The sequence below is a fragment of the Sphingomonas sp. genome (assembly GCF_036677245.1).
In the GTDB taxonomy this organism is placed as follows: Bacteria; Pseudomonadota; Alphaproteobacteria; order Sphingomonadales; family Sphingomonadaceae; genus Allosphingosinicella.
The window spans coordinates 35,212-58,418 of record NZ_JAKFCG010000053.1 but is presented as its reverse complement, the minus strand read 5'-3'; the positions used below and the strand labels follow the sequence as shown (position 1 = coordinate 58,418).

Annotated in this window: 21 protein-coding genes and 1 tRNA gene; 8 read left to right on the top strand and 14 right to left on the bottom strand. The window is 67.7% G+C overall.

The genetic code is table 11. The annotated features are described in order from the left end of the window. Nucleotides 1–189: 189 nt before the first annotated feature. A tRNA-Met gene (locus V6M48_RS05970) sits at nt 190–266 on the bottom strand. A gap of 174 nt (nt 267–440) precedes the next feature. On the opposite strand from V6M48_RS05970, the gene V6M48_RS05965 reads away from it, so the two are divergent. After that, nucleotides 441–863, top strand: coding sequence for a DUF3775 domain-containing protein (locus tag V6M48_RS05965; RefSeq protein WP_332811614.1), 423 nt, complete (start codon nt 441–443; stop codon nt 861–863). A 4-nt stretch (nt 864–867) separates the two neighbouring features. On the opposite strand, the gene V6M48_RS05960 is transcribed toward V6M48_RS05965, so the two are convergent. Continuing rightward, nucleotides 868–1,383 (bottom strand): 2'-5' RNA ligase family protein, encoded by a 516-nt coding sequence (locus V6M48_RS05960; RefSeq protein ID WP_332811613.1) that lies wholly within the window; start codon nt 1,381–1,383, stop codon nt 868–870. A gap of 37 nt (nt 1,384–1,420) precedes the next feature. After that, on the bottom strand, nt 1,421–3,355 hold the full coding sequence (locus V6M48_RS05955) for a potassium transporter Kup (RefSeq protein ID WP_332811612.1): 1,935 nt from the start codon (nt 3,353–3,355) through the stop codon (nt 1,421–1,423). Nucleotides 3,356–3,625: 270 nt separating this feature from the next. Between V6M48_RS05955 and ald the strand changes: the two genes are divergently transcribed. After that, nucleotides 3,626–4,723: an alanine dehydrogenase gene (gene ald, locus V6M48_RS05950; RefSeq protein WP_332811611.1), complete on the top strand. Its 1,098-nt coding sequence runs from the start codon at nt 3,626–3,628 to the stop codon at nt 4,721–4,723. 29 nt (nt 4,724–4,752) lie between these two features. Here ald and V6M48_RS05945 read toward each other — a convergent pair whose 3' ends face one another. Genes V6M48_RS05945 through V6M48_RS05935 form a run of 3 tightly spaced genes read right to left on the bottom strand, consistent with a single transcriptional unit; the run spans nt 4,753 to nt 7,264 of the window. Beyond that, nucleotides 4,753–5,088 carry a 2Fe-2S iron-sulfur cluster-binding protein gene (locus tag V6M48_RS05945; protein ID WP_332811610.1) on the bottom strand — a complete coding sequence of 112 codons (336 nt, stop codon included), beginning with the start codon at nt 5,086–5,088 and terminating at the stop codon, nt 4,753–4,755. After that, nucleotides 5,085–6,206: a cysteine desulfurase family protein gene (locus V6M48_RS05940; protein ID WP_332811609.1), complete on the bottom strand. Its 1,122-nt coding sequence runs from the start codon at nt 6,204–6,206 to the stop codon at nt 5,085–5,087. The genes V6M48_RS05945 and V6M48_RS05940 overlap by 4 nt, the downstream gene beginning before the upstream one ends. Further along, nucleotides 6,203–7,264 (bottom strand): cysteine desulfurase family protein, encoded by a 1,062-nt coding sequence (locus V6M48_RS05935; RefSeq protein ID WP_332811608.1) that lies wholly within the window; start codon nt 7,262–7,264, stop codon nt 6,203–6,205. Before V6M48_RS05935 ends, V6M48_RS05940 begins: the two co-directional genes overlap by 4 nt. Before the next feature lie 118 nt (nt 7,265–7,382). Here V6M48_RS05935 and V6M48_RS05930 point away from each other — a divergent pair, with 118 nt between their 5' ends. Beyond that, nucleotides 7,383–8,039 (top strand): alpha/beta hydrolase, encoded by a 657-nt coding sequence (locus tag V6M48_RS05930; RefSeq protein WP_332811607.1) that lies wholly within the window; start codon nt 7,383–7,385, stop codon nt 8,037–8,039. 57 nt (nt 8,040–8,096) lie between these two features. Here V6M48_RS05930 and V6M48_RS05925 read toward each other — a convergent pair whose 3' ends face one another. After that, nucleotides 8,097–8,279 (bottom strand): hypothetical protein, encoded by a 183-nt coding sequence (locus V6M48_RS05925; protein ID WP_332811606.1) that lies wholly within the window; start codon nt 8,277–8,279, stop codon nt 8,097–8,099. A gap of 661 nt (nt 8,280–8,940) precedes the next feature. Between V6M48_RS05925 and V6M48_RS05920 the strand changes: the two genes are divergently transcribed. Both V6M48_RS05920 and V6M48_RS05915 read left to right on the top strand, forming a co-directional pair. Beyond that, the gene (locus tag V6M48_RS05920; protein ID WP_332811605.1) at nt 8,941–10,128 is read left to right on the top strand and encodes a type III PLP-dependent enzyme; all 1,188 of its coding nucleotides are present in this window, start codon (nt 8,941–8,943) and stop codon (nt 10,126–10,128) included. 136 nt (nt 10,129–10,264) lie between these two features. Continuing rightward, nucleotides 10,265–11,317: a 1,9-bis(guanidino)-5-aza-nonane synthase gene (locus tag V6M48_RS05915; protein WP_332811604.1), complete on the top strand. Its 1,053-nt coding sequence runs from the start codon at nt 10,265–10,267 to the stop codon at nt 11,315–11,317. A gap of 125 nt (nt 11,318–11,442) precedes the next feature. Here V6M48_RS05915 and V6M48_RS05910 read toward each other — a convergent pair whose 3' ends face one another. From V6M48_RS05910 to V6M48_RS05880, 7 genes are read right to left on the bottom strand one after another with little or no spacing between them, the layout of a single operon-like run. Further along, complete coding sequence (locus V6M48_RS05910; protein ID WP_332811603.1) at nt 11,443–12,627, bottom strand: class I SAM-dependent RNA methyltransferase; 1,185 nt, start codon at nt 12,625–12,627, stop codon at nt 11,443–11,445. Between the two features lie 5 nt (nt 12,628–12,632). After that, nucleotides 12,633–14,009, bottom strand: coding sequence for an NAD(P)H-hydrate dehydratase (locus V6M48_RS05905; RefSeq protein WP_332811602.1), 1,377 nt, complete (start codon nt 14,007–14,009; stop codon nt 12,633–12,635). A gap of 2 nt (nt 14,010–14,011) precedes the next feature. Next, nucleotides 14,012–14,386 carry a hypothetical protein gene (locus V6M48_RS05900; RefSeq protein WP_332811601.1) on the bottom strand — a complete coding sequence of 125 codons (375 nt, stop codon included), beginning with the start codon at nt 14,384–14,386 and terminating at the stop codon, nt 14,012–14,014. A 28-nt stretch (nt 14,387–14,414) separates the two neighbouring features. Continuing rightward, nucleotides 14,415–15,143 (bottom strand): N-formylglutamate amidohydrolase, encoded by a 729-nt coding sequence (locus V6M48_RS05895; protein WP_332811600.1) that lies wholly within the window; start codon nt 15,141–15,143, stop codon nt 14,415–14,417. Continuing rightward, a complete protein-coding gene (locus tag V6M48_RS05890) occupies nt 15,140–15,997 on the bottom strand; it encodes a 4-(cytidine 5'-diphospho)-2-C-methyl-D-erythritol kinase (protein ID WP_332811599.1) in 858 nt (285 codons plus the stop codon). The genes V6M48_RS05895 and V6M48_RS05890 overlap by 4 nt, the downstream gene beginning before the upstream one ends. Next, a complete protein-coding gene (locus tag V6M48_RS05885) occupies nt 15,997–17,634 on the bottom strand; it encodes a tetratricopeptide repeat protein (protein WP_332811598.1) in 1,638 nt (545 codons plus the stop codon). Before V6M48_RS05885 ends, V6M48_RS05890 begins: the two co-directional genes overlap by 1 nt. 13 nt (nt 17,635–17,647) lie before the next feature. Further along, entirely contained in the window at nt 17,648–19,297 is a 1,650-nt protein-coding gene (locus V6M48_RS05880; protein WP_332811597.1) for an electron transfer flavoprotein-ubiquinone oxidoreductase, read from the bottom strand. A 117-nt stretch (nt 19,298–19,414) separates the two neighbouring features. Between V6M48_RS05880 and V6M48_RS05875 the strand changes: the two genes are divergently transcribed. The 3 genes from V6M48_RS05875 (at nt 19,415) to V6M48_RS05865 (ending at nt 23,158) form a co-directional block, all read left to right on the top strand. Next, the gene (locus V6M48_RS05875; protein WP_332811596.1) at nt 19,415–20,149 is read left to right on the top strand and encodes a uracil-DNA glycosylase family protein; all 735 of its coding nucleotides are present in this window, start codon (nt 19,415–19,417) and stop codon (nt 20,147–20,149) included. Further along, nucleotides 20,146–21,909, top strand: coding sequence for a lytic transglycosylase domain-containing protein (locus V6M48_RS05870; RefSeq protein WP_332811595.1), 1,764 nt, complete (start codon nt 20,146–20,148; stop codon nt 21,907–21,909). The genes V6M48_RS05875 and V6M48_RS05870 overlap by 4 nt, the downstream gene beginning before the upstream one ends. Nucleotides 21,910–22,081: 172 nt before the next feature. Then, nucleotides 22,082–23,158, top strand: a complete 1,077-nt coding sequence (locus tag V6M48_RS05865; protein ID WP_332811594.1) for a PA0069 family radical SAM protein — start codon at nt 22,082–22,084, stop codon at nt 23,156–23,158. The last annotated feature ends 49 nt before the right edge of the window (nt 23,159–23,207 follow it).

Genomic DNA, 23,207 nt, shown 5'->3' with positions numbered 1-23,207 from the left:
GAGAAAGGGTCGGGAAACCGGCCCTTTTTTGTGCCCGCCGTGTACCAACCATGTACCGTGGAGCCCGTGACAGGCTGTGACAAATGGCGGAAATCCAAGGTATTCGGCGTGTCGGCATGAAAAGCCCCGATCACGAGGATTTTCACCGCCTTCCGCGCCAGAAATGGCGGATTTCTGCGCTTTTCGGGGTGGTAGCGGAGGAGGGACTTGAACCCCCGACACGCGGATTATGATTCCGCTGCTCTAACCAGCTGAGCTACTCCGCCCCAGCAACCAGCGCGGCTCGTCGCCGGCTCGGCGCCTATAGGCACAGCCTCCGCGGCGGTCAACCAGCCGCCGCCCGCTTCGACTGGCCTTTCGGCCCCGCAATAAATGCCGGAACCCCGCGCCTCCCCTGTCGTTCACGAGCGCACCACGCTGTGCGTCATCGGAGCGAAGAGATGGACTTACTGACCCCGCTTGAAACCCTGTGCAGGATCATCTTGCGCGCGCGCGAGATGGAGGCGCAGGTCCCGGCGATCGATCCGGACGATGCCGCCGACAATGTCGACGATTTCGACGACGAGGGCGACCAGGCGCTGTCCGCGCTGGAGGATGAGCTCAACAGCGGCGTCGAGGAGGAGATGCGGGCGATCCTCGACGATCTCGCCGACGACCAGCTCGCCGAGACGCTCGCGCTCGCCTGGGTCGGCCGCGGCACCTACGACACCAGCGAATGGGATGAAGCCTTCGCCGAAGCCTCGGACAATGATCCGGAATCGGCGATCGACGAATTGATGGATATGCCGTTGCTGGCCGCCTATCTCGATGCCGGGCTCGCCGCTTTCGATTACAGCTGCGAGGGCGTTGGCCAGAACGATTAGGCCCTCAAACGCGACCGCCGCGGAACGGATAGCGCCTGATCGCCTGCCAGGGTCCGCCCAGATAGCGCCAGGAAGCGAGGCCGGCGATCGTCAGCGGCTCCGGCGCGAAGCCGGCGCGCAGGCGCACCTGGAGCGTGCGCGCCTCGCGCGGCTCGACCTTGTTCTGGATGGTCACGTGCGGGTGCCACGGGCCGCTGTCCTGCATCGCAAGCAAACCGTGAAAGGCGTCGGCGAGATCGTCGCGCAAAGCCTCCAGCCCCTCGCTCTCGACTCTCAGCGCGGTGCCGCTGCCAAGGTCGATCACGCCCGCCAGCCGCGCGCGCGGCGGAGCCGCCGTGGTGACGGCGGCAAGCCGGCGGCCAAGCTCCTGCTCGAGGCTGGGCGGCAAATGCGCGAACAAGGTGAGGTGCGCGGGGACCTGGTTGCGCTCGGGCGGATAATGCTGCCGCCGCAAGCCATCCAGCTTCGCGAAATCAGCGGCCCCAAACAGCGCCGTGACGATGATCGGAGCGGCGCTCATCTTGTTCGTCTCATCGCGCCGCTGTGCAGACGGCCGCTCAGATCTCGACCTGGCTGCCGAGCTCGACCACCCGGTTGGTCGGCAGCTTGAAGAATTCCATCGCGCTTTCGGCGTTGCGCAGCATCCAGGCGAACAATTTCTCGCGCCACACCGCCATTCCCGGCCGCGACGAGGCGAGCAAGGTCTGGCGCGCGAGGAAGAAGCTGGTGTCCATCATCTTGAACATCGGCCCGCAGCCCTCGAGCTGGGTCAGCGACGCCGGGACATTGACCTCCTGCATGAAGCCGAAGCGCAGGATCAGCCGGTAGAAGCCGCTGCCGAGATCGTCGAGGTCGTTGCGCTTGTCGGCGTCGACATAGGGGACGTCCTCGATCCGCACGGTGAGCAGCACGATCCGCTCGTGCAGCACCTTGTTGTGCTTGAGGTTGTGCAGCAAGGCGTGCGGGATGCCGTCCGGCGTCGTGGTCATGAACACGGCGGTGCCGGGCACCCGGGTCGCGCTGTTCGCCGCCGATTTGATGAACACCTGCACCGGCATCGACGCTTCGTTCATCCGGTCGATCATCAGCTTGCGCCCGCGCGCCCAGGTGGTGAGCAGGGTGAAGGCGATCAGGCCGATCAGCAGCGGCACCCAGCCGCCCTCGGGAACCTTGGTCAGATTGGCGGCGAAATAAGCGAGGTCGACCGCCAGGAACATCGCGACGAGCAGGCCGGCGGCGAGGCGGTTCCAGCGCCACAGGTGGAACAGCACGACGCCGATCAGCACGGTGTCAATCAGCATCGCGCCGGTCACCGCGATGCCATAAGCGGCGGCGAGGTTGGTCGAGCTGCGGAAGGTGAGCACGAGCACGATCACCATGATCATCAGCGCCCAATTGACCACCGGGATGTAGATCTGGCCGGCGGCAGAGGCGCTGGTATGCAGGATCCGAAGGCGCGGCACGAAGCCGAGCTGGATCGCCTGCTGCGTCACCGAGAAGGCGCCCGATATCACCGCCTGGCTGGCGATCACCGTCGCAGCGACCGCAAGCAAGGTCAGCGGCAGGCGCAACATCTCGGGCGCCAGGAAGAAGAAGGGGTTGGTCACGGCGTGCAGCGCCGCCGCGCTGTCGAGCGATAGCAGCATCGCCCCCTGCCCGAGATAATTGAGCATCAACGCCGGAAGCACGAACGACATCCACGACACGCGGATCGGGTTGCGCCCGAAATGGCCCATGTCGGCGTAAAGCGCCTCGGCGCCAGTGACCGCAAGCACGACCGAACCCATCGCGAGGAAGGCGCGGACGCCGTCGACCGCGAAGAAGCGGATGGCATGATAGGGGTTGAGCGCCGCAAGGATGGTCGGCATCTGCACGACGTGGATGATGCCGAGCACCGCGATGGTCGCGAAATAGAGCAGCATCACCGGCCCGAACAGCATTCCGACCTTGGCGGTGCCGCGTCCCTGGATCGCGAACAGGGCAATCAGGATGGCGATCGCGATCGGGATCACCCAGGGGGTGAAGCTGCGGTTGACGGTCTCCAGACCCTCGACCGCCGATAGCACCGAGATCGCCGGGGTGATCATGCTGTCGCCGTAGAACAAGGCAGTCGCGAACACGCCGAGCAGGACGATCCCCTTCGTCCAGCGCCGCGGCCCTTCCGAGCGGCGGTTGATCAGCGCCAGCAAGGCCAGGCTGCCGCCCTCCCCCTTGTTGTCGGCACGCATGATGATCGTGACATATTTGAGCGTCACGACGATCATCATCGACCAGAAGATCAGGCTCAGCACGCCGTAGATGTGGAGCGGGTCGGGCGCGAGGACGTGATGGCCCGCGAAGGTCTCGCGAAACGCGTAGATCGGGCTGGTGCCGATGTCGCCGAAGACGATGCCGATCGCGCCGATCGCGAGCTTGACCAGGCCGGCGTCGCGCGGGCCGTGGCCCGGCTCGGCGTCCCCGGCCGCGTCGACCTTACTGCTGTTATCGTTCATGGACGGTGCGGCCCAGCCTTCGGTGAACGGACGTCATCGCCAATTTGTCACCTGCTTGGAACAGGCCAGCGGAACAGGGACGCGCCCCTAGCACTTCGGTGCTTGAGCTGCAACGGCAGGGCAAATCCCCCATTGGGCCGGTCTCCGCGCGACGAAGTGAACGTGGCGATCCACTCACGGGAAGCAATGATGGCCACTCACGGGAAGCAATGATGGAACGTGCACTTTCGCCGCGGCTTTGTATATCCAGCTCTTTGGAGGAAGCAGTCCATGCGGATCGGCGTCCCGCGCGAGATCAAGAACCACGAATATCGCGTGGGGCTGACACCGCCCTCGGTGACCGAGCTCGCCGCCGCCGGCCATGAAGTGTTCGTCGAGACCGGGGCCGGGCTCGGCATCGACTTCGACGACCGCGACTATGTCCGCGCCGGCGCGACGATCCTGCCCTCGCCCGCCGAGGTGTTCGCCGCGACCGAGCTGATCGTCAAGGTGAAGGAGCCGCAGCCCGCCGAAATCGCGCTGCTCGAGCCGCGCCATATCCTCTTCACCTACCTTCACCTCGCCGCCGACAAGCCGCAGGCCGAGGGGCTGATGCGATCGGGCGCGACCTGCATCGCCTATGAGACGGTGACATCGCCGAGCGGCGCCTTGCCGTTGCTCAAGCCGATGTCCGAGGTCGCCGGGCGGATGGCGATCCAGGTCGGCGCGCATTATCTCGAAAAGGAGCAGGGCGGGCGCGGCATCCTGCTCGGCGGCGTTCCCGGCGTCAGGCCCGGGCGGGTCGCGATCCTCGGCGGCGGAGTCGCCGGCCTCAATGCCGCGCAAATGGCGGTCGGCCAGCGCGCCGACGTCACCATCTACGACATCAGCAACGATCGTCTCGCGGAGCTCGACACCTATTTCGGCAGCCAGATCAAGACCGTCTATGCGAGCAAGGCGGCGATCGCGGCGGCGGTCGCCAACGCCCACCTCGTCATCGGCGCGGTGCTGGTGCCCGGCGCGGCGGCGCCCAAGCTCGTCACCCGCGAGATGCTCAAGACGATGAAGCGCGGATCGGTGGTCGTCGACATCGCGATCGATCAGGGCGGCTGCTTCGAAACCTCGCACCCGACGACGCACGACGACCCGGTGTTCGAGGTCGAGGGCGTGATCCATTATTGCGTCGCCAACATGCCGGGCGCGGTGGCGCGCACCTCGGCGTTCGCGCTCAACAATGCGACCCTGCCGTTCGTGCTCAAGATCGCGAATCTCGGCGCCGAACAGGCGCTGAAGGCCGACCCGCATCTCGCCCGCGGCCTCAACGTCGCGGCCGGCAAGATCCGCCACGCTGCGGTCGCCGAAGCGCTCGCGCTACCCTATTCCGCCTGACCCTGTTTTCGTGATCGTGGGGCGGCCGATCAGCGGCCCATCATATTGTGCACGGTCCCCGGCATCCGCACGGTGAGGCTCTCGAGCTCGTCGGTGAGCCAGATCTGGCAGGCGAGCCGTGAGGTGCGGGTGACGTTGGCGGCGAGGTCGAGCATATCCTCTTCCTCCTCGCTCGCACGCGGCAGCCGCTCGAAATCCTCGGCAGCGACGATCACATGGCAGGTCGAGCAGGCCATCTGCCCCTCGCAGGTGCCCTCGAGCGGCTCGCCTTCGGCCTGGGCGACGTCGAGCAACCGTGCTCCCGCGGGCGCATCGACCTCGCGCACGGTTTCGCCGTCCTCCGCGATGAACCGCACCAGGGTCATGCCGCGAAGCTCCGCTGCAGCCGCGCCGCATCGTCGATCAGGGTCAGCGCGCGCACCAGATCCTGCTCCTTGGTATAGCGGCCGAAGCCGAGCCTGATGCTCGAGCGCGCTTCGACCGCGCTCAGGCCGAGCGCCGAGAGCACGTGGCTCGGCCGCCCGGAACCGCTGGCGCAGGCTGAACCGGCGGAGAACGCCACCTCGCGCACCTCGGAGATCAGCCGCGCCGCATCGATCCCGGGCGCGCGGATGTTGAGGTTGCCGTGATAACGCTGCTCGGCCGAACCATTGAGCCGCCAATCGTCGCCGAGCGCTCCCCAGGCCGCGGCCCACAGCGCCTCGACATGCGCCTTGTCGGCCGCACCGCGCTCGCGCAGCAGCCGCGCTGCAGCACCGAAGCCGGCGCAAAGCGCCGGGGACAAGGTGCCGGAGCGGATCCCGCCTTCCTGGCCACCGCCATGGAGCAACGGATCGATCGCGACACCGTTGCGCAGCCAAAGCGCGCCGATGCCCTTGGGGCCGTGCACCTTGTGCGCCGAGACCGCGACCATGTCGTATTGTTCGAGCGGAATCGGAACGCGTCCGAACGCCTGCACCGCATCGCAGAACAGCAGCGCGCCCTGGGCTCGGGCGAGCGCGGAAATCGCTGCGAGCGGCTGGATCACCCCGATCTCGTTGTTGACCAGCATCGCCGCGACGATCCCGGTGCGCTCGTCGATCGTCTCGGCAAGATAGGCGAGATCGACCAGGCCATCTGCCTGGATCGGAACGATTTCGATTTCGAAGCCCTGGCCGCCGAGCCATTCGGCGGTGTCGAGCACGCAGGCATGCTCGGAGGCGAGCGTGACGATCTTGCGGCGGCCGGCGGGGAGCCGCGCTGCAGCGCCCTTCAACGCCATATTGGCGGCCTCGGTCGCGCCCGAGCAAAAATAGATCTCATCCTCGGCTGCGTCCATCGCCGCCGCGACCTCGCCGCGCGCGAGCGCGACCGCGGCGGCCGCCTCGCGACCGAGGCGGTGCGGCGAATGCGGATTGCCGAAGCGATCGTCGATCCACGGCCGCATCGCCGCCGCCGCCTCCGGCGCAACCGGCGTGGTCGCCTGATAATCGAGGTAGATCATGCCGCGCGGCGCCTTGCCGCCAGCCGCGCCCAGAGGGCGGCAAAACGATCCACGTCGGCCGCGTCGGTCGCGGGTCCGAAGCTGACGCGGATCACCTCGCTCAGCGCCGGCTCCTCCCATCCCATTGCGGCAAGGACGTGGCTTGGCTTGAGGCTCCCCGACGAACAGGCGCTTCCGGCGGAGACCGCGATGCCGGCCATGTCGAACTCGATCAGCTGTGCCGCCGCCGCGACACCCGGCATGCGATAGGCGCCGATCGTCGGGATGCGCGCGCTGCCCGCCGCGACGCAGGTCCCGCCCGTGGCCGCGATCGCCTCCTCGAGCCGCGCGCGCAGCGCCGCGGCGCGGTCGATCCAGGGCTCGGATGCATCGAGCGCAGCGGCCATGCCGAGGATCGCGGGGAGGTTTTCGGTCCCGTAGCGATAGCCCTGCTCCTGGCCGCCGACCGGTTCGATCAGCGCCCAGTCGCGAAGCAGCAATGCCCCGGCTCCGGGCGGCCCGCCGAACTTGTGTGCGGAGAGCGCGATCATGTCGGCGTCCGGAAGCGGCAATTTTCCCGCCGTCTGCGCGCAATCGGCGAGCAGGATCCCGCCTTTCGCGCGCACCGCCTCGGCGACCTGCTCGAGCGGCTGCAGGACCCCGGCCTCGTTGTTGGCGTGCTGGACGGCGACCAGCGGCTGCGCGCCGGCGACCGCGGAGAGATGGGCCAAGTCGACAATGCCGTCGCTGCCGACCGCCAGGCGCCGTGCCGTCGGCGCCGCCCGCAGCAATGCGTCATGCTCGACGGCGGAGATGATGCGCTCGCCGGCGCGCCCGCGCTGCAGCGCGATCGTCAGCGCCTCGCTCGCGCCCGAGGTGAACAGGACCGGACCCGGCCAGCCGAGCGCGGCGGCGATGCGCGTGCGCGCCTGCTCGAGCGCCGCGCGCGCCGCCCGTCCCTCGGCGTGGGGCGAGCTCGGATTGTGCCAGCGCGCCAGCGCGTCGGCCATCGCCTCGCGCGCTGCGGGCAGCAGCGGCGTCGTCGCGGCGTGATCGAGGTAGAGGCGCGTCCGGCTCACTCCGGCTCCATGATTGCTAAGCGGGCTCGGAACCCTATATAGGGCGCCGCTCCGGATGGCATCCGTCCATCTGGTGCCGATGTGGGTTTCTTCCCAAACCAGTCCAAGCGCAGGTGCTATGCCCGAAGTCATTTTCCCCGGTCCCGAAGGCCGTCTCGAAGGTCGCTTTCAGCCGGGGCCGCGCCCGCGTGCGCCGGTGGCGATGATCCTCCACCCGCATCCGCACGGCGGCGGGACGATGAACAATGCGGTCGTCCAGGCCCTCTACAAGACGTTCGTGCGGCGCGGCTTCGCGACGTTGCGCTTCAACTTCCGCGGCGTCGGCAAGAGCCAGGGCGTGTTCGACAATGGCATCGGCGAGCTGTCCGACGCCGCCTCGGCGCTCGACTGGGTGCAGCAGATCCATCCCGAAGCCGAGCAGACCTGGATCGCCGGCTACAGCTTCGGCGCGTGGATCGGCATGCAATTGCTGATGCGCCGGCCCGAGGTGCGGGGCTTCATCTCGATCTCGCCGCCCGCCAACATGTACGATTTCACCTTCCTTGCGCCCTGCCCCTCGTCCGGGATCATCGTCCAGGGCGAGAGCGACGAGGTGGTGACTCCGCTCGCGGTGCAGAAACTGGTCGAGAAACTGCGCACCCAGCGCCACATCACGATCCACCACGAGACGATCCCGGGGGCGAATCACTTCTTCGTCAACGAGATGCCGCAGCTGATGAAGGCGGTGGACAATTATCTCGACTTCCGCCTCGATCCGAGCTGCACGATCAGGTGATGCCCGAGCGCGGGCGCGCTCTCTGAGGTGAAAAGCTTTCGGGCGCTGCCCTCCGCCTCAGACGGCGGGGAAAGGAAGCGTCCAGATCAGCACGTTGGCGAGCAGCACCAGGGCCGCGACGATCATCAGCAACGCCTTCTGCCGCTCGTTGCTGCGATACATCCGGATCGCGCCGGCAATCAGCAGCAAGGCGGCGATCACCGCGATCGAGAACAGCAATGCCGGCAATCCTGTGTGCATCGCGCCGCCATGCCACAGCGGCATGCGGGACGAAAGCCGCGGACTTCCGGTAAGGAACGCCGCGTAATCAGGGCAAATGCGGATTTCGGCGACAGGAAAAAGCACGGATTGGTCGTGCAATGAGCTCAAGCCTCCCTTCCCACTCGCGGGACTGCTGCAAAAAATCCGTTCGCGGTGAGCCTGTCGAACCGCTTTCCTTCTTTCTCAGAGAAGAGAGGGCCTTCGACACGCTCAGGCCAAGCGGTTTTTGGCCGAACGGTTTTTGGATGCCTCGGCTGCTTATGCAGCAGTCGCGCAAACGGGAGGGGAAAGTGTCCGACTCGCAGGCCTTCGATGCCGTCTCAGCTGCTGTGTTCCGGCAGCAAGTCCAACGCCGACGAACCCCGCAGAGCCGTCTGAGACTCGGCGATTTCGGCGCTCCGCCCAAACCGCGAAAACCACGAAAAACTCGCGGCCTTTCGCGGACTTGCGCTGCGTTTCGGCGCTGCAATGACACCGTTCGGCTCTGGCGAATCCGGTTCGCCCCTTTGCGGGAAAAAGTCGCCGGCCGGCGGCCCTTTACAGGGGGGTTCAACAAACATATATCGCGGCCCGCTGCCCCATGGGGACTTCCAACCGCAAGGCAGCTTTCTGTCCACTACCCCGTTGGAGGTCCCTTGAGTTGCACAAGCATCATAGCGCGCTGGGGCTAGCTACGTCCCTACGGCCGGTTCAACCGGTCACGCTGATCCGTCCGCACGCCGCACGACGTGCCGCCCGATTCTTCGTGGAGAAGTTTCCGGGCCGCTCGCTCTATGCGGTGAAGGCGAATCCGTCACCCGATCTGCTCGCCTTGCTGTGGGAAAGCGGAGTCACGCATTACGACGTGGCGTCGATCGCCGAGGTGCGCCTGGTCGCCCAGGTCCTGCCCGAGGCGGTCCAGTGCTTCATGCACCCGGTCAAGGCGGAAGAGGCGATCGAGGAAGCCTATTTCAGCTTCGGCGTGCGCACCTTCTCGCTCGACACGATGGAGGAGCTGCAGAAGATCGTCCGCGCCACCCGCGGCGCGACCGATCTCAACCTGTGCGTGCGGCTGCGCGTGTCCTCGGATCATGCCAAGCTCAGCCTCGCCTCGAAGTTCGGTGCCGATCCTGCCGAGGTCAAGGAACTGCTGCTCGCGGCACGCCAGGCGGCCGACGCGCTCGGCCTGTGCTTCCACGTCGGCAGCCAGGCGATGTCGCCGGCCGCTTACGGCGAAGCAATGGCGCGCGTGCGCGCCGCGATCGTCGAGGCGGCGGTGACGGTCGACATCGTCGATGTCGGCGGCGGCTTCCCCTCCTCCTATCCGGGCATGGAGCCCCCGCCGCTCGAGGCCTATTTCGACGTCATCCACACTTGCTTCGAGGCCTTGCCGATCAGCTATTCGGCGGAGCTGTGGTGCGAGCCGGGCCGGGCATTGTGCGCCGAATATGCGAGCGTGCTGGTGAGGGTCGAGAAACGGCGCGGCGACGAGCTCTACATCAACGACGGTGCCTATGGCGCGCTGTTCGATGCGGCGCATATCGGCTGGCGCTTCCCGGTGAAGCTGGTCCGCGAGGAAGATTCGGACGCGCGCGACATGGGTTTCAGCTTCTATGGGCCGACCTGCGACGATCTCGACCATATGGCGGGACCGTTCATGCTCCCCGCCGACGTCGATGCCGGCGATTATATCGAGATCGGCATGCTCGGCGCCTATGGCTGCGCGATGCGCACCGGCTTCAACGGCTTCGGCTCGGACCTCAAGGTGATCTGCGAGGATGAGCCGATGACGACCTTGTACGGCGCCGACGAAGACGAGACGCTTCGCTCGAACGTTGTGAAACTGTAGCAGCGCATTATCTGCATTTGCGAGGACGTCGCGCCGGCCGGTCCGGCGCGCGTTCCGCAAGCTTTCGAGCTCACGCTTTTGAACATATGCCGATGGCCGCTTGGCCAGGGCGGCGCATTTTTTCAAAGGAAAACCAATGACCAACGACGCCCCGATCAACGACACGCGCAAGGCCGAGCTGCTTTCGACCGAGGTCGAGCATATCGACATCAAGAGCTTCGACGCGCGCCCGATCGTCGACGCGATGAAGAAGATGAGCTTCACCAGCCGCGATCTCGGCCGCGCCGCCGAAATCTACAACACGATGCTCGCCGACAAGGACTGCTCGATCATTCTCGTCGTCGCCGGCTCGACCTCGGCCGGCGGCTGCATGGATCTCTACGCCGATCTGGTGAAGCACAATATGGTCGACGCGATCGTCGCGACCGGCGCGACCATCGTCGACATGGATTTCTTCGAGGCGCTCGGCCACAAGCATTATCAGGCGCTCGAGGTGCCCGACGACGATACCTTGCGCTCGCTCTACATCGACCGCATCTACGACACCTATATCGACGAGGAAGCGCTGCAGCAGACCGATCACACGATCGGCGCGATCGCCAACAGCCTCGAGCCGCGGCCTTATTCGTCGCGCGCGTTCATCCGCGAGATGGGCAAGTGGCTGGTCGAAAACGGCAAGAAGGACAACAGCCTGGTCAAGCTCGCCTACGAGCATGACGTGCCGATCTTCTGCCCGGCGTTCACCGACAGCTCGGCGGGCTTCGGCCTGGTCAAGCACCAGGTCGATGCGATGAAGGCGGGCCGCACCTATCTGACGATGGATTCGATCGCCGATTTCCGCGAGCTGACCGACATCAAGATCAAGGCCGGCACCACCGGCCTGCTGATGATCGGCGGCGGCGTGCCCAAGAACTTCACCCAGGACACGGTGGTCTGCGCCGAGATCCTCGGCCACGACGTCGAGGTCCACAAATATGCCATCCAGATCACCGTCGCGGACGTGCGCGACGGCGCCTGCTCCTCCTCGACCCTGCAGGAGGCGGCGAGCTGGGGCAAGGTCTCGACCGCGCTCGAGCAGATGGTGTTCGCCGAAGCGACCAGCGTGCTGCCTTTGCTCGCCTCCGACGCCTATCACCGCGGCCACTGGCGCGACCGCGCCAAGCGCGCGTTCGGGAAATTGTTCGACTGATTTTCTATTCCGGGCACACAATACTTATTTCCGCGGGGCGGTGAAATGCGGGGACACAATACTTAATTCCCTCGGCGCTGTTTGGTAACGACCGTTTGAGCCGAATTAAGTATTGTGTCCCCGAATTATCGCGCGAAGGCGGCGGCCAGCTCGACGTGGACTGACCAGCGGAACTGGCCGACCGGCTTCACCCACAGCAGCCGGTAGCCGCCGTCGATCAGCGTTTTCGCGTCGCGGGCGAAGGTGGCGGGATTGCAGGAGACATAGGCGATCCTGGGCACCGAAGAGCGGGCGAGGTGCGCGACCTGCTCCTTGGCGCCCGCGCGGGGCGGATCGAGCACGACCGCATCGAAGCGCGCCAGATCCTTTTCGTCGAGCGGCGCGCGGAAGAGGTCGCGATGATCGACGAAGATCTGGCGCTGGGCGCGGTTGGCGGCGCTCTTGAGCGCCAGCACCGCATCGCGATCGCCCTCGGCCGCGAGCACTCTCCCCTCGATCGAGAGGGCAAAGGTGCCGAGCCCGGCGAACAGGTCGGCGACGATCGGCGCGCCGCCGAGGCCCTGCCTGACCGCCTCGACCAGCGCCGCCTCGCCTTCCTGCGTCGCCTGGAGAAAGGCGCCGTGCGGCAGCGGAACCGCCGCACCGCCAAGGGTGATCGTCACCGGCTCGGGCTCCCAGCGCGTCTGCGCGCCATGACCGTCGTCGATCGCGAGCCGCGCGAGACGATGGTCCTGCGCGAACGCGCTGAGCGCCTCGGCGGCGCGCAAGCCGTCGGCGGCGACATTCTCGAGGAGCACGTCCGGGCCCTGGTCCGCGAGCGTCATCCGCACGTTGCCATCCTTGCGCGGCGCCAACAGCTCGCCCATCAGCCGCCGCAGCGGCTCCACGAGTGCGAACAGTTCGGGGCGCAGGATGTGGCATTCGCGCATGTCGATGATGCGGTTGCTGGCCTCGGCCTTGAACCCGAGCAGCACGCGGTTGCCGCGCTTCTCGGCGCTGAGCGCGGCGCGCCGGCGGCTGCGCGGCGGAGAGATGTGCGGCGGCAAGATCTCCGGCGATACGATCCCCTGCGTCGCCAGCGCCGCAGCGATCCGATCGGTGAGGAAAGTGGCAAAGGCCGAATCGTCGAGATGCTGGAGCTGGCATCCGCCACATTCCGGAAAATGCCGGCACGGCGGCTCGGCATGATGCGGTCCCCGCGTCACGATGCCGTCGCCGCTCACCAGATCGCCCGGCGCCGCCAAGGCCACGTGGCGGTTGGTCTCGGTCACGCCGTCGCCGCGCGCCGCGACCCGTAGGATCGTCTCCATTCCGCTCACCGTGCCTGCGCCAGCGCCATCGGAATGGCCGAGACGAGATCGTCGGCGATCAGGGCGTCGCCGGCCAGCTCGGCGGCACGGCCGTGGAGCCAGACTCCGGCGCAGGCCGCCTCATAGGCTTCCAATCCGCCCGCCCGCAGCGCCGCGATGATCCCGGTGAGGACATCGCCGGTGCCCGCGCTCGCCAGCGCCGCCGGCGCGGGCGGCGCAATCGCGGCGCGCCCGTCGGGGGCGGCGACGACCGTGTCCGCGCCCTTGAACACGACCACCGCGCCGGTGCCGCGCGCCGCCGCCCGCGCCTGGTCGATCTTCGTTCCCGGCGGCGTGCCGAACAGCTGCGCAAACTCGCCGGCGTGCGGCGTCAGGATCGAGTCGGCCGCGCGCTGCGGCATGTCCGCGCGGCGGGCGAGCAGCACCAGCGCGTCGGCATCGAGCACCAGCGGCGCACGCGACGCCAAAGCCTGCTCGAGCAGCCGCTCCGCCGCCGTGTCGCGGCCCAGCCCGGGGCCGATCGCGATCGCGCCGATGCGCTGATCCTCGAGCGGATCGCCGCTCCCGTGATCGCGCACCACCGCCAATGGCACCGGCACGTCGCCGCCGCCGATCAGCCGCACATAGCCGGCGCCGGCGCGCAACGCGGCGCTCGCCGTGAGGCCGGCCGCGCCGGCCATCGCGCCGGCGAGCACGGCGACATAGCCGCGGCTGTATTTATGATCGTCGGGCCCGGGCAATCGCAGCGAAGGGCGCCCGATCGCGTGCAGCTGGCTTTGCGCCGGAACGCCGATGTCGGCGAGCACCAGGCGGCCGATGTGGCGCGCCGCCGGTTGAAGCAGATGCGAGGGCTTGAGCGCGGCGAAGGCGATCGTGAGATCATAATCCGGGACCGGGGAGAGCAGGCTGCCGTCATCGGTGGCCGCGCCGCTCGGCAGATCGATCGCGACTATGACCTGCGCCTCGGACGCAAGCCGCATCAGCGCCGCCGCCGCGTCAGGATCGAGCGGCCGGACGAGGCCGATCCCGAACAAGGCGTCGATCAGCAAAGGCGCACCGTGCGTGGTCAGCAAATCCTCGACATCGCCGGTCCAGCCGGCCCGCGCCCAGCGGGCGATGGTGGTGCGGGGCTCGGCCAGCGCCGCGACTCTGACCGCTACGCCCCGCGCCGCCAGCAGCCGAGCGATCACATAGCCGTCGCCGCCATTGTTGCCCGGTCCGCAGAGCACCAAAGCGGGGCGCGGTCCGGCATAACGCCAGATCGCGTCCGCGGCGGCGGCTCCGGCGCGCGCCATCAATTCCTCGCCCGAGGTGCCCGCAGCGATCACCGCCTCCTCGGCGGCGCGGATCTCGTCAGCGGTCAGGATGAAGCGCCGGCCCATGCTCAGCGCGGCGCGGATTTCACCGTCGCCGGAAGACGATAACGGTCGTTGCCGATCGCGACCTCGATCAGGCCCTCGCCGGCCGGCGTGACGAGCGCCGGCTCGGCTCCATCGGCGGCGACCACGCCGCGGCCGTCGCTGGTGATCGCAAGACGACGAAAGCCGCCGTCAGGCCCGCGCACCACGAGTATCGGGCCATCGGGGCCCTGGGTCGTCTCGACCGTGCAGGCGCGTTCCCATTGCCGGCTGCCATCGGTGGCGCAGGCGATCAGGGCCTCGCCCCTTGCCGCGCCGGCGCCCTCCCCACTCGGTGCGCCGGAATCGCCGCAGGATGCGAGCAGCAATGCGACGGCGATCGACGGTGCGGCATTTCTCATGCGCCGGAGTCTGGGGGAATGTCGGCGATCAGGCAAGCGCGGCGCAGGTGCGGCTGATGATCGGCGCGAGCCGCTCCGCCCATTGCTTCACTCCACGCGCGTCGCCGATCAGATCCTGCCGCACCTCGAAGCCGAGATAGGGAATGCCGCGGCGCTCGGCGTGCCGATTCATCGTCGCGTTGAGATCGCGCCCGGAATAAGGCTGATTGTCGCCGGTGACGATGCCCTGCGCGCGCAGCAGCGGGATCGCGATCTGTGCCGCACGATCGTCCTGATTGTAGAGGATTCCTACCTCCCACGGCCGCGCCTCGTGAGGCCGGCTCGCAAGTTGCGGGGTGAAGCTGTGCAGGCTGACGATCATGGCCGGGCGGAGCGCATCGAGCCGATCGCCGATCAGGTCATGATAGGGCGTCCAGAAGCGCTCGATCCGCGCCTCGCGCTCGCGCTCCCCGAGCCCGGCGTTGCCGGCGATGACATGGCCGTCGCTGATCGCGGGGATGAGGTTCGTCTCGTCGGGATCGCGGTTGAAATCGATCACCAGCCGCGAAACCCGGGCAAGCACCGCCGGTGCGCCAAGCCGCGCGGCAAGCGCCCGCGTCAACGGCTCGATACCGATATCGGCGGCGACGTGCTCGGTGAGCAACGCAGGTGCGATGCGAAGATCGATGCCCTCGGGAATATGGTTCGAGGCGTGGTCGGCGATCAGCAGCAGATCGCTCGGCACGGCGGCGGCAAGGAATTCGACGGCTTCGTTCATAGGCTCCGACTCTGGGGTGTTGCGCGCAGGCGCGTCGCGCACTGCCACCAGCCGGGATGGCGGACGGCGATCGCGGCGGAGGCGGCGTCACGGTCGGCCTCGGTCGCGAACAACCCGAAGCAGGTGGCGCCCGATCCGGACATCCGCGCCAACCGCACATTCTTGGCGGCTGACAAAGCGGCGAGGACATCGCCGATCTGCGGCGCGATCGCCAGCGCCGCCGGCTCGAGATCGTTACGGCCGGCTTGCGCGGCGGCGATCACGTCGCCGGCTGCGAGCGGACCGCGGTCGACGCCGTCCCAGGCAGCGAACACGGCGGCGGTGGAGACCGCAATCCGGGGATTGACGAGCAGCAAAGGTGCCCTTGCGAGCGCCGTGCCGTCGATCGCCGCAAGATCGTCGCCCCTGCCCTCGCCCCGCAACGGTGCCGAGATGATGCATGCGGCAACGTCGGCGCCGAGGCTGCGCCCGATCTCGAGCAAGGCTTCGGGCTCGTGCGGCAATTCCCACCAGCGCTGGAGCAGGCGCAGCGCGGCCGCCGCGTCGGCCGAGCCGCCACCGATCCCGGCCGCGACCGGCAGGCGCTTGTCGAGACGAAGCGCGGCGCCGCGCACGATCGAGTAGCGCTGGCGCAGCGCTTGGGCGGCCGCGAGAACGATATTGGCTTCGGTGGGTGGGAGGGAAGCGGCGAACTCGCCCTCGCCCTCGAGGCTCAGCTCCTCCCCTTCGGCGACTGACAGCCGGTCACCCTCCTCGGCAAAGGCGAACAAGGTCTCGATATGGTGATAGCCGTCGGGCGCGCGGAGCCGGACGTGCAGCGCCAGGTTGATCTTGGCAAAAGCGATCTCTTGCATCAGGGAGCGGCAAGCTCCGGCGCGAGGCCCGTCTCCAGTTTCGCCCGGATCCGCTCGGCGTCCTTGCGCTCGGCCGACACCAGGGCGGCGCTCCAGGCGTAGCGGGCCTCATAGCGGCGCCCGGCGCTGAAATAGGCGTCGCCGAGATGCTCGTTGATCGCCGGATCGGCGGGCTCGCCGCGCACCGCCGCCTCGAGCAGCTCGATCGCCTTGGCGAGATCGCCTTGCAGATAGCGCGCCCAGCCGAGCGAGTCGGTGATCTGCGGGCTTTCGGGGTCGAGGCGCTTGGCGGCGCGGATCAGCTTCTCCGCCTCGATCATATTCTCGCGCCGCTCGAGCTGCGCATAGCCGAGGTAATTGAGCACCACAGGCTGATCGGGCGCGAGCTTGTAAGCCGCCTCGAGAGACGCCTTGGCATCGGGCCAATTGCCGGCGCGCAGCAACGAGCCGCCGCGCAGCAGCCATAGGGTCCATTCCGGCGTCGCCGACGTATCGCGCGGGGCGCTTCGAGCATGGGTATAAGCCTCGGCCGCCTCCCGATGACGGCCAAGCTCGTCATAGAGATCACCGAGCCTGATCCAGTCGGATGCGCCCGCGGCCTTGTCGCGCGCGGCCTTCTCGGCCTGCTTGAGCGCGAGTGTGGCTTCGCCGCTCGCGGTCAGCAGCCGGATGCGGGCATCGGCCGCCGCGTCGGCGAGCGGATCATCCCGGCCGATATGGTCCAGCGCCGCGAGCGCCGCGCCCTTCTGGTTCTGCGCCGCGAGCAAGCTGCCGACGATCAGCCAGGCTTCGGAATCGTCCGGCGCGAGGAAGGTCGAGAGGCGGGCGAACGACAAAGCCAGCGCGGTGACGTCCTGGCGGCGCAGGTCGATCGCCATCGCGAGCAGGAATTCGGCGAGCCCCTCGGGCGCCGTGTCGATCCCGCCCCCAAGCGGCTTGCCTTCCTGCACCCGCTGCCGCGCGTCGACGAGCGGTTCGGCATCGCCTTTGAGCCAATCGAGCGTGCGCTGGCGGTCCGATCCGCGCGCGAGGCGTGCAGCCGCCGAAAGCTGAACCCGATACGCGCGGCCGTTATTGGCCGCGATCAGCTTGCCCAGCGCCTCCAGGCCTTCCTTCTCGCGCCCCATCGCCAGCAGCAGCAGCGGCCGATGCTCGGCGACATAGGACAAGGCCAGCGAATCGCTGCCCGCGGTCGAAAGCGGTTGCAACGGATCGCCGTTCCTGGCGCCGAACGCGGCCCAGGCGCGCATCACCGGCGCCATGAACGAAAACACCTCGTCGCGCTCGATGCTCGCGATCTGGACGTCCGCCTTGCGCCAATCGCCGCCGCGGACCGCCTCGACGAGCAGGACGAAGCGCGCGTCCGGCGCGACGACGGCGCCGGCCTCGAGCACCCGCGCGGCCTTGACCGCCAGCGGCAGGTTGCCGGCCAGCACCGCCTGGGTCAGCGCGCGCGAGGCGAGCATCTGATTGCCGGGCGCCGACGCCAGCGCAATGCTGTAATCGAGCGCCGCCCGCTCCGCTGCGCCGAGGCTGTCGGCCGCGCGGGCGCGGGCGTAGATGGCGAGCAGCTGCTGATCGGACCGGATCGCCGCGGCCAGCGGCTGCGGCGCAAGCAGTGCGCAGGCCAGGCCCACGCCGATCCCGATCCTACATATTGGGATAGTTCGGTCCTCCCCCGCCTTCGGGCACCACCCAATTGATATTCTGGGTGGGATCCTTGATGTCGCAGGTCTTGCAGTGGACGCAATTGGGCGCGTTGATCTGAAGGCGGGGATTGCCCTCTTCCTCGCCGATGATCTCGTAGACGCCAGCCGGGCAATAACGCTGCTCGGGCGCGTCGTAGAGCCGAAGATTGACGTCGACCGGCACGGCGGCGTCCTTCAAGGTCAGGTGGATCGGCTGATCCTCCTCATGGTTGGTGTTGGAGACGAACACCGAGGAGAGCCGATCGAAACTGATCACGCCGTCGGGGCGCGGATAGGCGATGGGCCGGGCGAGATCCTTGCGCCAGAGCTGGGCGTGATCGGGATGATGCCTCATCGTGAACGGCAGCCCGATCTTGAGCGTACGCATCCACATGTCGGCGGCCGCGAGCAGGGTGCCTGCAAAACCGCCGAACTTGGCGACCATCGGCTCGACGTTGCGGACCAGCTTGAGCTCGTCGGCGACCCAGCTCGAGCGAAGCGCATCCTCATAGGCGGACAAGGTGTCGCCGCGGCGGTCCGCCGCGACCGCCTCGAAAGCGGCTTCGGCCGCAAGCATGCCCGATTTCATCGCCGTGTGGCTGCCCTTGATGCGCGGCACGTTGACGAAGCCGGCCGAGCAGCCGATCAGCGCGCCGCCCGCGAAGGCGAGCTTCGGAATGGCCTGCCAGCCGCCCTCGTTGATCGCCCGAGCGCCGTAGCTGACTCTTCGGCCGCCCTCGAGCAGGCCGCGAATCTCGGGATGCTGCTTCCAGCGCTGGAATTCCTCGAACGGCGACAGATAGGGATTGCGATAGTTGAGCGCGACGACGAGCCCGAGCGCGACCTGGTTGCCTTCCTGATGATAGAGGAAGCCGCCGCCCCAGGCGTCGCGCAGAGGCCAGCCCTGGGTATGGATGACGCGGCCGGGCTTGTGCTTGGCGGGATCGACGTCCCAGAGTTCTTTGAGCCCGATCCCATAGACTTGCGGGCTGCTCTCCTCATCGAGTGAGAAGATGCGCTTCAGCTCCTTGGTGAGATGGCCGCGCGCGCCTTCGGCGAAGAAGGTATAGGCGCCGTGAAGCTCCATCCCGGGCTGGTAATCGGGTTTGCGGCTGCCGTCGCGCGCTACCCCCATGTCGCCGGTCGCGACGCCCTTCACCGACCCGTCGTCATGAAACAGGATCTCGGCCGCGGCGAAGCCAGGAAAGATCTCGACCCCGAGCGCTTCCGCCTCGCCGGCCAGCCAGCGGCACAGATTGCCGAGCGAGACGGTATAATTGCCCTTGTTGCTCATCAACGGCGGCATCAGCAGGTGCGGCAGCGAATATTTGCCCTTCGCGGTGAGCACCCAATGGTGGTTTTCGACGACCGGCACGGTCAGCGGGCTGCCGCGTTCCGTCCAATCGGGGAGAAGCTCGGTGAGGGCGCGCGGATCGACGACCGCGCCCGAGAGAATGTGGGCGCCGACCTCCGAGCCCTTTTCGAGAATGCAGACCGAGATTTCGCGGCCTTGTGCGGCGGCGAGCTGCTTCAGCCTGATCGCCGCGGCGAGGCCCGCGGGCCCCGCACCGACGATCACCACATCATAGGACATCGACTCGCGATCGGCCATTTTCGCTCCCGCTCGGCGCTGCCTGGACTCCTGTCGTCGCACGCAGCCAACGTCTGGCAGATAAGCGGCAATTTTTGAGTTGACCACCCCTCCTACTGCTGACTCAGTGCAGCGGTGGTGTGGGGAAAACAGCCGGTCTGCGCTGCAGACGTCGCGAGCGCGCTGCAATGGTGGAGCGATGCGGGGGTCGACTGCCTGGTCGACGAGGCTCCGCGCGACTGGCTGCGTCCAAAATCCGACCCGATAGCAGCGAGCGGCAACGGCCCTCCGGCAACGGTTGCCGAGGCGCGCGAGAGCCTGCCCGATCAGCTCGAACTGTTCCGCGCCTACCTTGCCGAGAGCGATACCCTCCCCTTTGCCGCGCCCGGCGCGCCGCGCGTCTGCCCTTCGGGCGACCCGGCATCGGGCGTGATGCTGCTGACCGACATGCCGGCGGCCGAGGATTGCAGCGCAGGCGTGCTGCTGTCCGGCGATGCGGGGCGGCTCTTCGACCGGATGCTGGCGGCAATCGGGCGCAGCCGCGAGACGATCTATCTCGCCGCTTTTTCCTGCCTGCGCTCGCCGAGCGGCTCGTTCAACGAGGGCAGCGCAACTCAATGCGCGACGCTCGCACGCCATCATATCGGCCTCGCCGCCCCCAAGGCGCTGCTGCTCCTCGGCGACAATTGCTCGAAAGCCCTGCTCGGCATGCCGATGATGCAGGCGCGCGGCCGCTGGCACCAATTATCAACCCATATGGGCGATATTGCCGCAATGGCGAGCTTCGCCCCCTCCTACCTCCTCGATCAGCCCGGCGCCAAGAAACACGCCTGGGCCGATCTCCAGATGCTGATGGACAAGCTCGAGCAATGACCAAGTCCGGATTCCTGCTGCTCGCCGCCACGATGTTCGTCGCCGCCCCGCTGCAGGCGGCAAGCGAACCGGCGACGCACGATCTTTCCGCAACAATGCCGGCGGAGCTGACGCAAGCCCAGCGCGCCGATTATGCCGCGATCTTTGCCGCTCTCCGGGCCTCGGACTGGATCGGCGCCTCGACCCGTCTCGCGCTCGTCGGCGAGGGCCCGCTGACCGCGCTCGCCACCGCCGAGCTCTATCTTGCCAAAGGTTCGCCGAAGGTCGAGCTCGAGCCGCTGATGGCGCTGCTCGCGCGCGCGCCCGAGCTGCCGCATGCGGCGCAGCTTTCACGCCTTGCCGCGACTCGCGGCGCGCTCGAGCTGCCGCCCGTTCCGGAGGCGCAGCGGTTGATCTGGGGCGAGACCCAGCCGCGCCGGTCTCGCGCCAAAAGCGTCAAGGGCGACATCGTCGCGTCGGAGCTCGAAGGCCTGATCCAGCCGCTGATCAAGGACAACCAGCCGGCCGCCGCGGAAGCTTTGCTCAGCGAGCGCGAGTCGGCGCTGACACAAGAGGCGCTGACCGAATATCGCCAGCGGATCGGCTGGTCTTATTATATCGTCGGCGACGACCGCTCGGCTCGGCGCATGGCCGACAAAGCACGCGCCGGCATCGGCGAGTGGGTGCTCCAGGCCGAATGGCTAGCCGGTCTCGCTGCCTGGCGGTTGCGCGATTATGACGCCGCCGCCGCCAGTTTCGCGACGGTCGCCGCCCGTGCCACCGAGGTCGAGCTCTCCGCCGCGGGCCATTATTGGGCCGCGCGCGCCGACATGGCGGGGGGCCACCCGGAGCGCATCCAGCCACGGCTTCGCACCGCCGCGCGCATGAACGAGACCTTCTACGGCATGCTCGCGCAAAGCGCGCTCGGCATCGCCGCCGCCAATCCCAACGCCTTCCACAATTACCGCGATGCCGAATGGCGCGGCGTGGCCGACCGCTCCAACGTCAAGGCCGCGATTGCGTTGGTCGAGATCGGCGAGCGCGACCGCGCCGAGGACGTGATCCGCCATCAGGCCAAGATTGCCCCCGGCGACCATAACGGCCTGCTCCACCTCGCCGCCGCGCTCGATCTTCCCGCGACCCAGCTTTGGCTGGCCCACAATCGCCCACGCGGCGCCCAGATCAACATGGCGGCGCGTTATCCCGCGCCTGCCTGGAAGCCGGCACGCGGCTGGAGGGTCGATCCCTCGCTCGTCTTTGCGCACACCTTGCAGGAATCGGGCTTCCGGGCGCAGGTCGTCAGCAGCGCCGGCGCGACCGGCCTGATGCAGGTCCGGCCCGGCACGGCGGGCGACATCGCGCGCGGCCGCGGCGAGATCTTCGATCCGCGGCACTTGACCGAGCCCGGAACCAACATCGAATATGGCCAGAGCTATCTCGAGTATTTGCGCGACGATCGCAGCACCGGCGGACTGCTCCCCAAGGTGATCGCGGCCTATAATAGTGGGCCGTTGCCGGTCGCCGAGTGGAACTTGCGCCAGATCGATGGCGGCGACCCCCTGCTCTACATCGAATCGATCCCTTATTGGGAGACGCGCGGCTACGTACCGATCATCCTGCGCAATTATTGGGTCTACGAGCAGAAGGCCGGACGCCAGCAGTCGAGCAGCCGTCTGGCGCTGGTGCAGGGCCTGTGGCCGAGGTTCCCCGGCTTGCCCGGCGCGACCTCCGTCCGGGTGAAGCGCAAGAGCTACGCTGCGGTAAGCAGCGGGACGAAATAAGCGGCAAGAAAAGCCCTCTGCCCTTGCGGGAGAGGGTTGGGAGAGGGGTTTCTTCCGCCCGCGCTCCGCTTTCCCCACCCCCTCTCCCCGGCCCTCTCCCGGCCCTCTCGCGCAAGGGGGGAGAGGGAGAGAAGTTCTTGATTTGTTCTCATCGTTGGCGCATTATTCGTGCGTGAAGAGACCCGACGCACGCCACGGCCGCGGCGCCCCCGAAAACCGGACTCCGACCCGCTTCGGCCTCGCCGTCCGCGAGGCTGACGGCGACTGGCTCGACATGCGCGAGGAACTCGACGGCGGGCCGCCGCCGCTGCGCACCACGGTGACGATCGAGAAACCCAAGACGATCCTCACCAGGAACGTTTCGCCCGACGTCGGCTTCGACCGCTCGATCAATCCCTATCGCGGCTGCGAGCATGGCTGCATCTACTGCTTCGCCCGGCCAACCCATGCGTTCCACGATCTCTCGCCCGGCCTCGACTTCGAATCGAAACTGTTCGCCAAGCCCGACGCAGCCAAGCTGCTGAGGGCCGAGCTCGCCAAGGCCGGCTACAAAGTGGCGCCGATCGCGATGGGGACCAATACCGATCCCTACCAGCCGATCGAGGCGCGCTGGCGCATCACCCGGTCGGTCGTCGAGGTGCTTGCCGAGACTCGCCATCCGCTGATGATCACCACCAAGTCGGACCGGGTGCTGCGCGACCTTGATCTGCTCGCGCCGATGGCCGCACAGGGCCTGGTTTGCGTCGCGCTTTCGGTCACTTCGCTGACGCCCGAAATCTCGCGCACGCTCGAGCCACGCGCGGCATCGGCAAAAAAGCGGCTTGCCGCGGTCAGGGCCCTGGCCGAAGCCGGCGTGCCCGCGCATGTCGCGATTGCGCCGGTCGTGCCGGCCGTGACCGATCACGAGATCGAGGCGATCGTCGCCGCGGCGGCCGAAGCGGGCGCCCGAGGCTGCTTCTACATCCCCGTGCGCCTCCCTCACGAGGTCGCGCCCTTGTTCCGGGCATGGCTGGACGAACATTATCCCGATCGTGCCGAGAAAGTGATGGCGATCATCCAGTCGCTGCGCGGCGGCCGCGACAATGATCCCAATTGGTTCACCCGGATGCGCGGATCGGGCCCCTGGGCCGCGCTGCTCGAGACGCGGTTCAAGATCGCCGCCGCTAAGCACGGGCTCAACAAGGAGAAGATCGCGCTTCGCACCGACCTGTTCGAACCGCCCCAGGGGCCGCAGCTCAGGCTTTTCTAGTTCAGCGGGTGCTATCGATCACGGGAGGAGCGAAGCCCACACCTCCCGC

Excerpts from the sequence above, each read along its gene's own strand:
- V6M48_RS05965 (WP_332811614.1), top strand. The coding sequence starts at position 441 with ATGGACTTACTGACCCCGCTTGAAACCCTGTGCAGGATCATCTTGCGC.
- V6M48_RS05960 (WP_332811613.1), bottom strand. The coding sequence starts at position 1,383 with ATGAGCGCCGCTCCGATCATCGTCACGGCGCTGTTTGGGGCCGCTGAT.
- V6M48_RS05955 (WP_332811612.1), bottom strand. The coding sequence starts at position 3,355 with ATGAACGATAACAGCAGTAAGGTCGACGCGGCCGGGGACGCCGAGCCG.
- ald (WP_332811611.1), top strand. The coding sequence starts at position 3,626 with ATGCGGATCGGCGTCCCGCGCGAGATCAAGAACCACGAATATCGCGTG.
- V6M48_RS05945 (WP_332811610.1), bottom strand. The coding sequence starts at position 5,088 with ATGACCCTGGTGCGGTTCATCGCGGAGGACGGCGAAACCGTGCGCGAG.
- V6M48_RS05940 (WP_332811609.1), bottom strand. The coding sequence starts at position 6,206 with ATGATCTACCTCGATTATCAGGCGACCACGCCGGTTGCGCCGGAGGCG.
- V6M48_RS05930 (WP_332811607.1), top strand. The coding sequence starts at position 7,383 with ATGCCCGAAGTCATTTTCCCCGGTCCCGAAGGCCGTCTCGAAGGTCGC.
- V6M48_RS05925 (WP_332811606.1), bottom strand. The coding sequence starts at position 8,279 with ATGCACACAGGATTGCCGGCATTGCTGTTCTCGATCGCGGTGATCGCC.
- V6M48_RS05915 (WP_332811604.1), top strand. The coding sequence starts at position 10,265 with ATGACCAACGACGCCCCGATCAACGACACGCGCAAGGCCGAGCTGCTT.
- V6M48_RS05910 (WP_332811603.1), bottom strand. The coding sequence starts at position 12,627 with ATGGAGACGATCCTACGGGTCGCGGCGCGCGGCGACGGCGTGACCGAG.
- V6M48_RS05905 (WP_332811602.1), bottom strand. The coding sequence starts at position 14,009 with ATGGGCCGGCGCTTCATCCTGACCGCTGACGAGATCCGCGCCGCCGAG.
- V6M48_RS05900 (WP_332811601.1), bottom strand. The coding sequence starts at position 14,386 with ATGAGAAATGCCGCACCGTCGATCGCCGTCGCATTGCTGCTCGCATCC.
- V6M48_RS05895 (WP_332811600.1), bottom strand. The coding sequence starts at position 15,143 with ATGAACGAAGCCGTCGAATTCCTTGCCGCCGCCGTGCCGAGCGATCTG.
- V6M48_RS05890 (WP_332811599.1), bottom strand. The coding sequence starts at position 15,997 with ATGCAAGAGATCGCTTTTGCCAAGATCAACCTGGCGCTGCACGTCCGG.
- V6M48_RS05880 (WP_332811597.1), bottom strand. The coding sequence starts at position 19,297 with ATGGCCGATCGCGAGTCGATGTCCTATGATGTGGTGATCGTCGGTGCG.
- V6M48_RS05870 (WP_332811595.1), top strand. The coding sequence starts at position 20,146 with ATGACCAAGTCCGGATTCCTGCTGCTCGCCGCCACGATGTTCGTCGCC.